This window comes from Streptomyces sp. NBC_01077, from assembly GCF_045162855.1.
GTDB lineage: Bacteria > Actinomycetota > Actinomycetes > Streptomycetales > Streptomycetaceae > Streptomyces.
Genome location: NZ_CP108669.1, coordinates 613,836 through 627,667 on the forward strand (window position 1 = coordinate 613,836; position 13,832 = coordinate 627,667).

The 13,832-nt window shown below is 66.0% G+C and carries 13 protein-coding genes and 3 pseudogenes; 10 read left to right on the top strand and 6 right to left on the bottom strand.

All coding sequences use genetic code 11. The annotated features are described in order from the left end of the window. The first annotated feature begins 211 nt into the window (after positions 1–211). On the top strand, positions 212–706 hold the full coding sequence (locus OG462_RS02780) for a hypothetical protein (protein ID WP_406054092.1): 495 nt from the start codon (positions 212–214) through the stop codon (positions 704–706). 79 nt (positions 707–785) lie between these two features. Here OG462_RS02780 and tgmB read toward each other — a convergent pair whose 3' ends face one another. Further along, on the bottom strand, positions 786–1,739 hold the full coding sequence (gene tgmB / locus OG462_RS02785) for an ATP-grasp ribosomal peptide maturase (protein WP_406054094.1): 954 nt from the start codon (positions 1,737–1,739) through the stop codon (positions 786–788). 92 nt (positions 1,740–1,831) lie between these two features. Beyond that, positions 1,832–2,254 carry a hypothetical protein gene (locus OG462_RS02790; RefSeq protein WP_406054096.1) on the bottom strand — a complete coding sequence of 141 codons (423 nt, stop codon included), beginning with the start codon at positions 2,252–2,254 and terminating at the stop codon, positions 1,832–1,834. A 452-nt stretch (positions 2,255–2,706) separates the two neighbouring features. Here OG462_RS02790 and OG462_RS02795 point away from each other — a divergent pair, with 452 nt between their 5' ends. From OG462_RS02795 to OG462_RS02805, 3 genes and pseudogenes are all read left to right on the top strand, one after another. Continuing rightward, positions 2,707–3,456 (top strand): transposase family protein, encoded by a 750-nt coding sequence (locus OG462_RS02795; protein ID WP_406054098.1) that lies wholly within the window; start codon positions 2,707–2,709, stop codon positions 3,454–3,456. Between the two features lie 747 nt (positions 3,457–4,203). After that, complete coding sequence (locus OG462_RS02800; RefSeq protein WP_406054100.1) at positions 4,204–5,151, top strand: zinc metalloprotease; 948 nt, start codon at positions 4,204–4,206, stop codon at positions 5,149–5,151. A gap of 1,024 nt (positions 5,152–6,175) precedes the next feature. Further along, positions 6,176–6,238, top strand: a pseudogene (locus OG462_RS02805) (SEC-C metal-binding domain-containing protein); the annotation flags it as partial. 527 nt (positions 6,239–6,765) lie between these two features. Here the strand turns inward: OG462_RS02805 and OG462_RS02810 are convergent. Both OG462_RS02810 and OG462_RS02815 read right to left on the bottom strand, forming a co-directional pair. Continuing rightward, a pseudogene (locus OG462_RS02810) lies at positions 6,766–7,576 on the bottom strand (IS5 family transposase). A 382-nt stretch (positions 7,577–7,958) separates the two neighbouring features. Beyond that, positions 7,959–8,177 carry a pentapeptide repeat-containing protein gene (locus tag OG462_RS02815; protein WP_406054102.1) on the bottom strand — a complete coding sequence of 73 codons (219 nt, stop codon included), beginning with the start codon at positions 8,175–8,177 and terminating at the stop codon, positions 7,959–7,961. Here OG462_RS02815 and OG462_RS02820 point away from each other — a divergent pair. The 3 genes from OG462_RS02820 (at position 8,073) to OG462_RS02830 (ending at position 9,212) form a co-directional block, all read left to right on the top strand. Then, a complete protein-coding gene (locus OG462_RS02820) occupies positions 8,073–8,489 on the top strand; it encodes an ATP-dependent nuclease (RefSeq protein ID WP_406054104.1) in 417 nt (138 codons plus the stop codon). The two genes, OG462_RS02815 and OG462_RS02820, sit on opposite strands and share 105 nt — an antisense overlap. 29 nt (positions 8,490–8,518) lie before the next feature. After that, the gene (locus tag OG462_RS02825; protein ID WP_406054106.1) at positions 8,519–8,881 is read left to right on the top strand and encodes a hypothetical protein; all 363 of its coding nucleotides are present in this window, start codon (positions 8,519–8,521) and stop codon (positions 8,879–8,881) included. A 142-nt stretch (positions 8,882–9,023) separates the two neighbouring features. Continuing rightward, positions 9,024–9,212, top strand: coding sequence for a hypothetical protein (locus OG462_RS02830; RefSeq protein ID WP_406054108.1), 189 nt, complete (start codon positions 9,024–9,026; stop codon positions 9,210–9,212). A 6-nt stretch (positions 9,213–9,218) separates the two neighbouring features. Here the strand turns inward: OG462_RS02830 and OG462_RS02835 are convergent, their stop codons facing one another. Beyond that, positions 9,219–9,968, bottom strand: coding sequence for a transposase family protein (locus OG462_RS02835; RefSeq protein ID WP_406054110.1), 750 nt, complete (start codon positions 9,966–9,968; stop codon positions 9,219–9,221). Positions 9,969–10,092: 124 nt separating this feature from the next. On the opposite strand from OG462_RS02835, the gene OG462_RS02840 reads away from it, so the two are divergent. Both OG462_RS02840 and OG462_RS02845 read left to right on the top strand, forming a co-directional pair. Then, complete coding sequence (locus tag OG462_RS02840; protein ID WP_406054112.1) at positions 10,093–11,619, top strand: UvrD-helicase domain-containing protein; 1,527 nt, start codon at positions 10,093–10,095, stop codon at positions 11,617–11,619. 142 nt (positions 11,620–11,761) lie between these two features. Then, a complete protein-coding gene (locus OG462_RS02845) occupies positions 11,762–12,148 on the top strand; it encodes a hypothetical protein (protein ID WP_406054114.1) in 387 nt (128 codons plus the stop codon). Between the two features lie 27 nt (positions 12,149–12,175). On the opposite strand, the gene OG462_RS02850 is transcribed toward OG462_RS02845, so the two are convergent. Further along, entirely contained in the window at positions 12,176–13,249 is a 1,074-nt protein-coding gene (locus OG462_RS02850; RefSeq protein ID WP_406054116.1) for a hypothetical protein, read from the bottom strand. A 237-nt stretch (positions 13,250–13,486) separates the two neighbouring features. Between OG462_RS02850 and OG462_RS02855 the strand changes: the two are divergent. Continuing rightward, positions 13,487–13,738 (top strand): annotated as a pseudogene (locus OG462_RS02855) (restriction endonuclease); the annotation flags it as partial. Positions 13,739–13,832 lie beyond the last annotated feature (94 nt).

Consider the following 13,832-nt stretch of genomic DNA (forward strand, 5'->3'; position numbering starts at 1 on the left):
GACGGCCACGTACACGCACGGGCAGTGGGGAGGTATGGCCGAAGTCTGCGGGGCTGGACGCCGGCGCTGTTTCGCACCGGTCGGAGTGCGCCACACTCCCCGGTATGCCGGGCTTTCAGAACAGGAAGGCGATCGGTGACGCCCATGAGCAGCGCGTCGCCCAGGAACTCAACCACCGCGGATGGCACGTCAGTCCCTGAGGCACGGAGTCATGGGCGAACCTGTACGGCTCGCTCTGCAGCACACCACCAGCTCGCTGCGCCGGACATCCGGCCTCATCGCCGCCGAGGGGCGGCAGGTCGACCTGATCGGCTGCAAGAGCCGCATGACCAGCCGGGCCAGCCGGGCCGGCCGGCGTCATGCCGTGGAGCGCTCCGCGATCACCGCCCCTCTGCAGCCCGTCGCCTGGACCGGGATCCCTCTCTACTGCGTCTTCGACAACCTCGGCCTCCTGGCCCCGCACGACGCACTCGGCCCCGGGCAGGCGGGTCCCCTCGGCAGCGGACTTCCCTCGCAATTTCCGCACCGTCGCGACCTGCGCGTTCGGCATTTCAGCCGCGCGTGCCGGCACGGTCCGCGCCTGCTCCGCCGATCGCGGGGCCGCTGCCCTGCCTGCCCGAAGAGACAGCTCCGCCCGTTCCTCATCGGACAGAGGGACTTCAACAGCACGAGGACCCGGCGGCATGGCAACTGGATACAGACTTAACCATGAAATTTCAGGTGCAGGACACTAGCGTCCTCGTGCACTGTTCGTCGGGTTCAAGTCGCTGATAAAGCAGCGAACGTCACCGGATACGTATCAATGCATCCGCTATGGCTGCCGCTATGGGAAGTCCGGTCTCATCTTCGATCCAGGCCCACTGGCCGTTCGGGTTAAGATCGAGAAAGACCCAGTCTCCATCCGCCGTAACGATGAAATCGATGGCCGCAAAACGGAGATTGAGCCTCGAGAGAAGTCCGCTGACGGCATTTCGGACGGCATCTGGAACAACAGCCGTAGAATACTTCAGGTTCGAATAGTCCGACCTCCAGTCGATCCCGGCGTCACACGATTCAGCATCTATTCGAGCCGCAAAGAATTCATCGTCAACAACAGTCAGTCGCACTTCGAAGTCTTTTTCCACCCACGCCTGGAACAGGTGGGAAGTGAGCTTGACGGAATCATCGATCGTGGCGGGATCCACGATCGAAGAGTAAATCATCTTGACGTCGCTCGATTCGGAGAATGCAGGCGTGCTCAGAGTCTTGTAGACGACCTTCCCGAAGTTCCCGACAAATTCTTTAACCTTATCCGGAATATTAGTTATAAGCGTGGGCGGAACGTTCAGGCCGCATGCATTGGCGACCGCGAGATGTACAGGCTTTATTGTTGCATAAGCGTTTGCGGAAGGATGATTTATCCACCTTTCAAGGGAGCTGATTACGCCGCCGAATCCCATGCGCGCTTCGGCTGCTGCGAACTTTCGCTCCGGAGAAGTCATCTGCTCAGGGAGGATGAACTGCGAAGGCCGCCGGTAGTAGACGCAGCCCACGTCCGCCAGGTCAAGCGTCCGGGCATCGTCATGCAGTTGCCCGGACCATCCGTTGTCAAGCGTGACTGCCAGGTGAAGTTCCTGCGGAAAATCTCCCGTATCACATCGGAAAACGCGAGCCCCTCGTCTGTCCAGTTCGCGAACTACTAGATCAGAAGTAACGTCGAAGGGGTCAGTAAGAATTACTACTGCTTGCGTATCGGACATGCCGGATCCCGCTCTTTAGGTTCTGCCTAGAAGTTCTTTCGCTCCACAGAATGCTGCCGATCCAGACCGCCTGCCGGACGGGGCATCCTCATCTAGTCGCTCTCGTAGTCCTGGCTGTAGTCCGTGTCTTCACCCACGAAGGTGGAGGGGTTATGCGTGCCCCCATAGCCTGTCCCGTTCGCCGTTCCGCCTTTACCGGGATTTGCGTACGTGTCAGGAATGAACGGGTGGTCCGGCCCCAGGGGCTTCCCGGCCGTAACCTGGCGCTCTTTGTCGTAGACGAATTCAGTGATGTCGATCACGTTGACCCGCTTGGGCAGGCGGCTGTACCGGAGGCCGAAGGGACGTGTAGCCGCAGCACCCGGCTCGGATTCGTCCACAGGACTGGCACCGAAGCGCCTCCCGAGAGGGAACTTGCTCGGAACTGGACAGATGGGGTCGTAGTCGCTCTCAGAGGCTTCAGGATTCTCATTCCCAAGCAGTCCGAAGGGGCGGACTGATTCCATCACATTCATGATCACTCCAAATGAACTGATGTAACCTGGCGCCTGGGCAGGGGTACTACCGGCTGGGTCCAGGATGGATGCACGATCCATTCGAAGGATGTCCCTCTCTGTACTTCGGCAGCCCGAGCAATAGGTACTCAATAGGTCACGCCGTGTTGCGGGCGTACGAGAGCTGAGCTGACTCTGCCAGGATTTTCGTAGCTGGAGATCATCTCGATGGCACGGCCGGCCGGTCCGCAGGGCGGGCAGCCTGTGACTGTGCCCGTCTGAACCGGCCAGCCTGTGCCCGCAGTTGTCTGATGCGGTGGCGGTGGTCCGGGCCCGCACAAGATCCGGCGAACCAGTGAGCATTTTCAGCGTGGCCACCGATCGGGTGATGACCTTGGCGCCCGCAACGGACAGGGCTCCCGGGCCGTTGGGTGAGGTGTTCGAAGTCTCAACCTGCCGGCCCAGGAGCCCTGTTGGTTCCCTATCCTGCCGCACTCGACCTGCCTCATGCGCTGGTCGAGTGGGTCACGATGCTTATCGTCACCCGTGAGGGTGACCGCCGCTGCAAGCTCCCGCCGCACAAGCGCGCCCTCGTCGCTCTCGCCTACCTGCGCAAGCACGACACTCTCGCGCAGATCGCCGCCGGGTTCGGCATATCCGTAGGCACCGCCCACGCCTACACCACCGCCGTCGTGCGGCTCCTCGCCGACCGGGCGCCGGGCCTGCTCAAGACCCTGCGCGAGCACGACCCGGACTACGTGCTCCTGGACGGCACCCTCAGCGAGTGCGACCGCCTGGGCGACGCACGCGCCGATTACTCCCACAAGCACCGGCGCCACGGCGTGAACGTGCAGATAGTCACCGATCCCCAGGGCCAGCTTCTGTGGATCTCGCCGGCCTTGCCGGGCCGCGCTCACGATCTGACCGCCGCACGCACCCACCGCATCATCCGAATCTGCGAACGCCAGGGCGTCCCGATCGTCGCCGACCGCGCCTACATCGGCGCAGGCTCCTGGGTCACCACCGCCATCCGCCGCCCGCCCAACGGCGAACTGTCACCGACCGAACGGACGCTGAACCGGGCACTCGCCCAGGCCCGCGCTCCTGTCGAACGAGGCGTCGCCCGCCTGAAGTCCTGGCGGATCTTCCGCCGGAGCCGCTGCAGCCCGAACCGCATGACGGACATCGCCGCCGCGGTCCTCACCCTGGAGAGGCAACGCTGAAAATGCTCAGTGGGAGGCAGGGATGCGGTCGGCTCAGCGCCTGTCGCCACAGCCGCTAGGTACGGCGCCTTGCTGACGTCATGCCCGGAGGCCGGCCGCTGCATAGCGGCTTGTCCGTGTCCGGCCTGGGCCGGACTCTCTGGGCCGTCGAGCTGGCCTTCGTATGACTCCACCCGTTCAGACGGCTCCGCATCCACTACGGGATACGCGCCGGCCTCCACCTCAGCCTGCTCCAGCCAGCCGGCAGCACCTTCTGCTTGACTCCGAACCTCGTTCTCACACGGTCTGTAACCAGCCCGCCGGCCGGAAGCCAGCCAGACCGCCGGCAGCGCCGGGCTGTCCACGCCACACGCTCTGCGGCAAGGCGGACCGCGGCGGCGTCGGCCTCCTGTTCGCGTCCGGACCACACAGCCAGACCTAACACAGCATGTCGAGCCGGCGTACTCACTTGTGGGCTGACATGTCCCGCCAGACACCGCGACGGCGAATACCAGCCATCATCCCCTCTGCTGACGGAAGAACATACGACCATGACTGGTGGCGAGTTCGGACGTTCGAAACCAGACAGGCGACCCGCCTGCAGCGCAAGATTTCTTCCCGATGACCCCATTTGCCCGCCAGATCAATAGGCCTGATCGATCCTCAGCGGAATGTGACATGGCCGCATAACCTCCGGTCAGTGGCGAGGAAGTACCTCCCCACCACAAGGAGTTACCCGTGCGTGCTTTTATTCATATATCACCGCGTATGTCACGTCGCGTGCTCGGCACCGCTGTTATGGCCGGAACCCTGGCCCTGGCCCCGCTGTCCGCCCCGGCGGCCGCCCCTTCCACCACTACCCTGGCCTCGGCCGAGAAGTGCGCAGACGGCCCCTCCGCCCTCTCCGGCGCACGCAAGGCCAAGGGCCACGCCACCCAGGCCGAGCCGAACGAGGTCACGGCCGCCCAGGCCAAGGCCATGGACGCGGACCTGGAGAAGAGAATGCCGCAGGCCCGGGCCGCCGGCCGCGTGTCCGCCGCCACGGTCACCATCCCCGTGTACTTCCACGTCATCCACAGCGGCACGACGGGCAAGCTCAGTGCCGCGGCCGTCAATAGCCAGATCGCCGTTCTCAACGCCGCGTACGCGGGCCAGGGCGCCGGCAACGTGAACTCGGGATTCCATTTCTCGCTGGTCTCCACCGACTACACGGACAATGCGCACTGGTACAACCTGAAGGACGGATCCCTCGCCGAGACCCGGATGAAGCGGACGCTCCGCAAGGGCGGCGCGAACGCGCTCAACATATACACCGCCAGCCTCCGCGGCGGCCTGCTCGGCTGGGCGACCTTCCCGTACGCCTACAGCACCCGGCCGAAGATGGACGGCGTCGTCATCCTCGACACCTCACTGCCGGGCGGCTCCGCCACGAACTACAACCAGGGCGACACCGCCACCCACGAGGTCGGCCACTGGATGGGCCTCTACCACACCTTCCAGGGCGGCTGCATCGGCAACGGCGACGGCGTAGCCGACACCCCGGCCGAGAAGAGCCCCGCGTTCGAGTGCCCCACCGGCCGTGACTCCTGCGCCAACAAGACCGGGGTGGACCCGATCCACAACTTCATGGACTACACATACGACGCCTGCATGTACCAGTTCACCTCGGGCCAGGTGACCCGAATGAAGCACTTCTGGACCGCCTACCGCGCCTGACGGACCGTCCGGACACAGCGCCGTGGCTCCCGGGGACTCCCCGGGAGCCACGGCCCGTTCCGCCTACGGCCCGCTGCGCGAACGGTGCGGGGGGCCGTCGCGCGAGTCTTTGGGCCTGGACACAGGGTGAACCGCTTCGCACTCATGCAGCATCCGCCGCCCGGCCCGACGGGATGGATATGCCAGGAGGCGCGCAAGGTCATCAGCGCGCCACGGGCGCACGGCGAGGGCCACCTCGAAAAAACGCGATGTTCAGGCCCCGGCTGCTCCAGAGGGAACCGCCAGTTGCGAGGCGGGTAACCGCTGAGAACTTCAGCCGCGCCAGAGCCGCGACAACGGCTGCCTGCGGCCGGTACCCACCGGCGCCGAGCCAGCGGCTGGCGAGTGGCTCCGCCCTCGGCGGAGCGGAGCGTGCGACGGACGGGCGATGCACGTGCCGCCCGTACACGACCGAAGGCCAGCCAGCACGCCGGCCGGGGTATCTCATCATCATTATTAACCCTGGTTGCCCCTGCGGACACTGGAGGTGGCCTTGAGGCCGCAGGAGGTCATACCACCCCAGCGTCCCGGCCATCCGGAACGTGATCTCCGGGGGTACCCAGTGATCGCGGCAGCAGAGCGTGGGGCGAATGGGGCAGGCTTCGGAGCCGTCAATGAGCGGCGGAAGCTCGTACTGGCCGCCGTCGGCTGGTGCGCTGTGTGCGGGCTGCCCTTTGGGGATGAACCACGATGGGCGCCACTTTCGCGCCCAACGTCTTCCGGGTGCAGGCGATGCAATACTTCAGCCACCGCCGCTCGTACGGCTTCATCGCCCGGCAGGTCCTGGACCGCGCCGAGCTTTCTCAGGCCGCAGCTGCCTTCCCCGACGCATCTGGCAAGGCAGCCGCGCAGTGGCTACTGGACCAGGGTGATGATGTCCCCAGCGCTGTCCCTCTGGCGAGAGCCCGGCAGACAGCAGGTCTCTGTGCCCCCCTTCCTGAGGTGAGGCCAGCCCGCCCAGGCCGTAACGTCGGCAAGAACGCGCACTTGCCCCTGCGGTTCAGGCCGCAAGGCCCGCCGGTGCCACCCTGCAGGGGTACCCGAGTAGCCCTGCAGGGTGGAAACGTGCTTGCGCACGGCGGCTCGCGGATGCGGCGCGCCGACGGGCCACCGTCCCAGCTCCAGACGCTGGAAGAAATCTGGGGGATGATCTCCTCCCAGAGACAGCCGAGACCTCGCCGCACCAGCACAGTCCAGCCTCTGACCTGCCTGTTTAACAGAACACTCAGGTACCGGTCTTGCCCGAACCTCATCCGGGGGGGAGGTGCCGGCGAAGGGCGAAGGGTGTCTTGTTCGGTCACGGCACGGCCTCGCCGGCGCTCTCGTTGGTGATCAGATGTTCCCCGCACCCCACCCGAAAAAGGCCCGCGGCGGTGAGGGCCAGGATTGTGCGGGTGTCTCACCGCCTCAGGTGGGCAAGTCCGAGCTCGAGGACCGGCGGTAGGTGCGGGGTGGAACCAGTGGGCTGCGAGCCACAGGTGACCACGCTCTCCCTGCCAGGTCAGGCCGCCGCTCTTTGGCGCTGCGCCGGGCGGCAGGCAGGGCGAGCGAGATCCGTGGTACTGACTGATCGTTTCAGAATGAGGTTCGGAGTCGTCTCAAGCAGATGATGCTGCAAGCGAGTTTGAGCAGGCCGAGGTGGAGGCCGGCGCGTATCTCGTAGCGGATCCGTAGTCGTTTGAACTGGTGAAGCCAGGCAAGGGTTCGCTCGACGGCCCAACGGGTCTTGCCCGGGCCGGAACCGTGAGCTGTGCCTCTGCGGGCGATCTTCGGAGTGATACCGCGGGCCCGCAGGAGGCGTCGGTACATGCCGTAGTCGTAGCCGCGGTCGGCGAACAGCCGGCCCGGTCGTTGTCCCGGCCGGCCCGCGAACCCCACGGATGCGGGGTATCGCGTCCAGCAGGGGCATCAGCTGAGTGGACGTCGTGACGGTCTCCGCCGGTCAGCGAGACGGCCAAGGGGGTGCCATGCCGATCGGTGATCAGATGGTGCTTGCTGCCCGGACGCGCACGGCCGGCCGGCGAAGGTCCGGTGTGAGCCCCACTTTGAGGGCCCTGACATGCGAGCCGTCGACCGCGGCGTCGTCCATGTCCAGCAGACCCGCCTTCCGTAACTCAGCCAGAAGCACCTCGTGCAGTCGGGGCCAGACCCCCGCCTCCGTCCAGTCCCGCAGCCGCCGCCAGCACGTCACACCACTGCAGCCAATCTGCTCCGCAGGCACGTGTCGCCAGCTCACGCCCTTGCACAGCACATAGACGATGCCACGCAACGCAGCCCGGTCATCCACCGGCAACCGCCCCGGATACCTCCGGCGCCGTGGCGGCCGGGGCGGAAGCAACGGGGCAACACGCTCCCACAGATCATCAGACACAAGATCATCCAACACTGCACAAACTCTGCCAGCACCACCCCGCACCCCCAAGAGCAATGCCCACTCATTCTGCATCGGCCAGTAACGGCCCTGGGAGCGATACCGGCTCCGGATCTGTCTGGCGGTCTGGGCCCGCGCGGTCAGGACGCCGCTGAGTGGTGCCGTCAGGCGGACCGCGGTCGCCGCTGTCCTGACCGGCGCGTCTTGGCCAGGGAGCGGACCGCAGCGGCAGCGCCTGCCACACCATCCCCGGGGACTGGAGGAGGGGCCAGGGCTCGGGGCCGGAGTCATCGGTGTCGACGAACTCCGGCGGCCGTGTGGCCGAAGCCGGCGGGCCAGCCGGTGTGCTCGCTGGCCACGGCGCCGGCCAGGCGTGCTTCGACACAGTTGGCGGTGCTCAAGTCGTGCCGCGCAAGTCGGCCATGCGGAGATCGGCGCGTTGGAAGACCGCGCCGTGGGCGACGGCCTTGCGCAGGTTCGCCTCGCACAGGCCACTCTCAGCACGGGCTCGTTGAACCTGCTGGTGTTCGCGCTGCTCACGTACATCGCGGAGCTGAAGGGCGAGAAGTCTGTCATCTTCGCGATGGAGGAACCGGAGATCGCGCTTCCTCCGCACGCGCAGCGGCGCCTGGTCGATCACGTGGTCCGCAACATGGGCCAGGCGATCGTGACGTCGCACTCGCCGTACGTGATCGAGCGGTTCACCCCGGAGCAGATCGTCGTCCTGGACCGCGACTCGACAGGGTCGATGACCAGCGAAGACATCACTTTCCCCGCGGGCTTCAAACTCAAGCGGTACCTGGCCAACCAGCGGCAGTTCGCCGAGGCCGTGCTTGCCCGGGCCGTGCTCGTGGTCGAGGGCGCGACAGAGGCCGCCCTCTTCCCGATCGTCTCCGACGTCCTCGACCGTGACCGGGACCGTCGCTGAAGGAGTACGTCCACATCGACCTCGCCGGCGTGACCGTCTTCGACGCCCAGGGCGACACGTCGGTGCCCCTGTTCGCACCCGTCTTCAAAGCCATGGGCAAGCCCGTCTACGGCATGCATGACACCCCGACCAGCCCTCTCACCCCCGATGCCGAAGCGAAGGCCGCCCACTTCACCCGGTACGAGGTCATCGGATACAGCGGGGTCGAGGAATTGCTGACGGTGGAGATTCCTGTCACCGTGCAGCGCCGGTTCCTCAAGCACGTGGCCACACGCTCCGACTATCCGCACAACGCCGGCTTCCTGGACGAGCACGCCGATGACGAATCTGCCCGGAAGCTGACCACGCAGGTACTCAAGAAGAGGAAGGGGGAGGATACGCGGCTCTGCTGATCTCACAGTGCGCAGACCGGTCCGAACTTCCGTGGACCCTTGCCGACTTCCTCGTTCAGATCGACCTCGACCTGCGCACCACGCCGGCACCGGCCATCAAGGAGCCGGACGACAGTGGCAGCGAGCCGGATGACGATCTCGGATGAAGATCGACGAGAAGCGCCAGGCGATCCTCGACTCGTCAGGGCATCTGCTGATCGAAGGTGGCCCCGGCTGCGGCAAGACGACCATCGCCCTGCTCAAGGCGCAGCAGTACGCCCCGCACGCTCGAGCCGGGACAGCGCGTCCTCTTCCTGAGTTTCTCGCGGGCGGCGGTCCGGCAGATCACTGAGCTTCTTCAGCGTTGCCGCTCCAGCGTGAGGATGGCCTTGACGATTGACGTCATGCGGTTGGGGCTGCATCGGGACCTGCGGAAGATCCGCCAGGACTTCAGGCTCGCGACACCGCGTTCGACGGGCGCTCGTGCTGCGGCCAGCGCCCGGTTGAGGGTCTTCTCGGTGGAAGTGAGTTCCTGCAGGGGTCTGCGTTTGATGCCGGTCGTCAGCCACGGTCCTGCGCCTTGGTAGGCGAGATCGGCCAGGATGGGAACGCCCTGGCGCTCGCAGATTCGGATGATCCGGTGGGTGCGGGCGGCGGTCAGGTCGTGTGTGCGGCCCGGCAGGGCGGGCGAGAGCCACAGCAGCCGGCTGCCGGGGTCGGTGACGACCTGCACGTTCACGCCGTGGCGCTGGTGTTTGTGGGAGTAGTCGGCCCGGCCGTCGCCGACCCGGTCGCACTCGGCGAGGGTGCCGTCGAGCAGGATGAAATCGGGATCGTGCTCGCGCAGCGTCTTGAGCAGACCCGGTGCTCGTTCGGCGAGCAGGTCGACGACCGCGCGGGTGTAGGCGTGGGCGGTGGACTCGCTGATCCCGAACCCGGCGGCGATCTTTGCCAGAGTGGTGTGCTCTCGTAGGTACACCAGTGCCACCATCGCCCGCTGAGACGGACGGAGCTTGCAGCGCCGGTCGCCCTCACGGGTGACAACCAGCATGGTGACCCACTCCACGAGTGCATGCGGCAGGTCAAGTGCGGCAGGATGGATGACCAACGAGGCCCCCGAGCAACGTGATTGAGACATCAGACATCTCGATCAACAGCTCGGGGGCCTCGTTCGTTGCGCTTCACGGCCCATCACCCGATCGGTGGCCAACTCGAAGAAGCTCACTCAACGGATGAGTGGCGTTCTGGACCGCCAGACACAGAGCCTCATCGAGATCCGCACCTTCCATGCCTTCTTCATGGACCTCGTACGCAGCCACGGCCGGCTGGTGACCGGAACGCCGTCGTCGTTCATCACTCCCGAGAGGGAGAAACACCTCAAGACAGACTTCGACGGCCACTGGCCGACCGAGCGTCGCCGACTGGCCGAACAGGGCCGGTACAGCTTCGACGAACTGGCTCCGGCCGCCGCTACTCTCCTGGAGAGCAGCACAGCCGTCCAGACGCTCTACACGCAGATCTACCCCGTGGTCATGGTCGACGAGTTCCAGGACACCAACACCAACCAGTGGCGGGCGGTGAAGACGTTCGCCGCGAAGTCGACGGTGATCTGCCTGGCCGACCCGGACCAGCGGATCTTCGACCACATTCCCGGCGTCGACGCCGAACGGATCAACCACGCAATCGATCACCTGCAGCCCACGCGGTTCGACCTGTCCGCCGACAACCACCGCAGCCCCTCAGGCGGCCTCCTCGATTACGCCAACGCCGTCCTGCGCGCCAACCCTCACCCGGCACCGGAGGCCGTGCAGACCATCCACTACGCCACCTACAACGCTCCCCCGGTCGAGGCATTCACCCACTACGCCGTCATCGCGCTTCGCCAGCACCTCGAATCCGAACTCGGCCGGCCACCGACCATCGCCGTCCTCGCCCGCGAGAACGCCTTCTTGGGAAGAATCTCGGAGAAGATCACCAGCGAGGGCTCCATCGGACATCACAAGCTCCCCGCCATCGAGCACGACTTCGTCTTCGATCCGGAACTATCGGCAGCAGCCGGCTACGTCGTCGCTTCCATCCTCGAGTGGCCGGGACTGGCCCCCACGGACGCCATCACCCGCACCCTGCGCGCCGCAGCCGACTACTACCGGGTCAAGTTCAGCAACGGCACCACCGGCGCCAAGACGACCGTGCAGACCCTTGAGAACGCCATCGCAGCAATCCAGAGCGACTCCGCAGTCAAGTCGAAGGCAGCAAAGCTCCTGATCGCCAGTCACGCACGCGGAATCCGGCTCACCGGCCAGCCGGTCGCCGACTGGCAGACAGCACGTGCCCTCCTGACCGGAGCCAGGGAACTTGACGAAATGTTCAAACAGGTTCGGATGCTTCGACTGCTCAAGGCCACCGATCTCCTCGCCTGGGTGCTCATGGAAGCCGGGGACGCAATGTCCTACCGCAACGCGGCCGGAGCCATCAGACGCGCACTCGGCAACGAGTCCCTCGCCATGTCCCGCCAGGAGCACACCGACATCAGCCTCATGAGCATGCACCGCTCGAAAGGCAAAGAGTTCGACGGAGTGGTCATCGCCGAAGACATCCACCGATCCAAGCTTCTCGATCCCCAATGGGACACCAAACGCACCGCCGAGACCCGTCGCCTCCTTCGCGTGGCCATCACCCGCGCCCGGCACATGGTCGTCTTCGTCCGGCCGGTCGGGGCACCGCCCCTCACCCCGCCCTCGCCTCCCGCATCCCAGTGAACTGCAGGAGTACAGCACCGGAAGACAGGCACCGTCGCGGACGTCTGACGGACAGGAAGGCGATCGGTGGCGCCCATGCGCCGCGCGTCGCCCAGGAACTCAACCACCGCGGATGGCACGTCAGCCCCTGAGGCACGGAGTCATGGGCGAACCTGTACGGCTCGCTCTGCAGCACACCACCAGCTCGCTGCGCCGGACATCCGGCCTCATCGCCGCCGAGGGGCGGCAGGCCGACCTGATCGGCTGCAAGAGCCGCATGACCAGCCGGGCCGGCCGGGCCGGCCGGCGTCATGCCGTGGAGCGCTCCGCGGTCACCGCCCCTCTGCAGCCCGTCGCCTGGACCGGGATCCCTCTCTACTGCGTCTTCGACAACCTCGGCCTCCTGGGCCCGCACGACGCACTCGGCCTCGGGCAGGCGGGTCCCCTCACCACGGCCGGTTCCGGGACTCCCTGCCTCGTTGTCACCGCCACACGCGGAGTCGCCTTCGACCAGGTCTTCGGCATCCCTGACGGACTCCTGGCGGTCTGAAAGCAGCAGCCGAGCAGGCTTCGGCGCTCAGGTTCCGTGTCGGGGCCAGGTGGTACGGGCGATGAATCGCGCACGGCCCTCCCCGACGGGATGCTGCCATGCCGCGCCCACGCTGCGCTCGGCGGCAAGACAGCACAGCTCAAGATGACCGAGACTCAGAAAGTAGCGGTCGGCCATAGATACTTTCCCTGGCTGGACTTGTCGTGCGCTCATCCATTCCATCAACATGCCGGCCGAGTTCCGGGCCATCGAGGGGCGGGAGAGGTCTGCTTCAGACTCCAGGCCCCAGGTCGCGCGGTGCCACATCTGGTCGACGGCTGTCCGTACCTCTTCCCTGAGGTTGCAGAGCTCTTCCCGGCTCGTCTCAAGAAGCAGATCGAACCGCTCTTCGGGAGAGGTTTCCTCATAGCGGGCCATCTGCGACGAGTGAGAGATGGCCGCGTACTCCCATACGGCAAAGACGTCATCGTCGTCCTGGGAACAGTCGAAGGCCAGCGCTGCTGATAGGTCGGCCATGAACTCGTGGTCGTCCTCGGGCAGGCGCAACCTGTTCAGGCCCACGAGGACGCCGAGAAGCCGCTCGTCGACCTGTCGCTGCGGAGCACCTGCGAGGTCCGGAAGGCGGCGCAGGTTGATCCTCATCTGGCGCACTGCCCGTCCACCCTTGGCCAGTTCGGTCCGGGCCTCGGCTTCTGCGGCCTCGTACTCCTTGCCGAGTGCTGAGTCCCATCCTTCGGGCACACGTGCCGCGGCCTGGGCGATCACGTTCTCGTGGCGTAGGCAGCGGTTGAAGTAGGTGCGTGCGATCGCGAGTTTGAGCGCCGTTTCGGGGACATCGGCGCCGTCGAAGAACGCCAGAAGTGCCAGGTCGTCGCTCCGCCTTCCCGGGACACTGAGTCGGGCGAGTGCACAGACGAGGTCACTCGTCCCGTCCGGGTAGACCGACGCGGTACCGTGCCGGCCGCGGTAGACACGCGTCGGCTGCGGCAGCAGGCCACGCCGACGCCATCGCTCAAGCTGACTCGCGCTGACCGCATATCCCTGCGCGCGGGCCTGCCGGATCAGCTCCTGATCAGCCTTGCTGGGTTCACTCCGAGGCATGCGCAAGACGCTACTGAGCACACCACGGCAGCTTCCGCGCCCACCGCGCGGGGGTCCAACCTCGCTGAAGGGCCTGTTCGGTCGCCTTCGATGCATGACCGGTGCCCCTGTTCATCTGTCGATGAACAGCAAAAGCCACGCTGCTTTGTCACGCGCGTAGAGTTAGGTATGGCGTCCTCACCTGCGATGGAATGGCTGCGGCTCTTGCGAGGCGGGCGCACGCGGGGCGGCGCTTGCCTTGTGGGCGGGGCCGTGGCGGGCTGGAGGGTCCAGCGGCGGCGTGCGGCTCAGTGGGAGCGGGTGAGGTCTCAGGGGCTGCGTTATGCGCTGGCGCAGCTGGACGCTTTGCATCACCGGCAGTTCGAGGAAGCGGTGCGGGATTTGATGCGGCGCGATGGGTGCGCGGACGCGGTGCAGGTCGGTGGGGCCGGGGACAACAGCGCGGATATGAAGGCGACCGATCCGTACGGGCAGCGCTGGGTGAATCAGTGAGCATTTTCAGCGTGGCCACCGATCGGGTGATGACCTTGGCGCCCGCAACGGACAGGGCTCCCGGGCCGTTGGGTGAGGTGTTCGAAGTCTC

Excerpts from the sequence above, each read along its gene's own strand:
- OG462_RS02780 (WP_406054092.1), top strand. The coding sequence starts at position 212 with ATGGGCGAACCTGTACGGCTCGCTCTGCAGCACACCACCAGCTCGCTG.
- tgmB (WP_406054094.1), bottom strand. The coding sequence starts at position 1,739 with ATGTCCGATACGCAAGCAGTAGTAATTCTTACTGACCCCTTCGACGTT.
- OG462_RS02790 (WP_406054096.1), bottom strand. The coding sequence starts at position 2,254 with ATGAATGTGATGGAATCAGTCCGCCCCTTCGGACTGCTTGGGAATGAG.
- OG462_RS02800 (WP_406054100.1), top strand. The coding sequence starts at position 4,204 with ATGTCACGTCGCGTGCTCGGCACCGCTGTTATGGCCGGAACCCTGGCC.
- OG462_RS02830 (WP_406054108.1), top strand. The coding sequence starts at position 9,024 with ATGAAGATCGACGAGAAGCGCCAGGCGATCCTCGACTCGTCAGGGCAT.
- OG462_RS02840 (WP_406054112.1), top strand. The coding sequence starts at position 10,093 with ATGAGTGGCGTTCTGGACCGCCAGACACAGAGCCTCATCGAGATCCGC.
- OG462_RS02845 (WP_406054114.1), top strand. The coding sequence starts at position 11,762 with ATGGGCGAACCTGTACGGCTCGCTCTGCAGCACACCACCAGCTCGCTG.
- OG462_RS02850 (WP_406054116.1), bottom strand. The coding sequence starts at position 13,249 with ATGCCTCGGAGTGAACCCAGCAAGGCTGATCAGGAGCTGATCCGGCAG.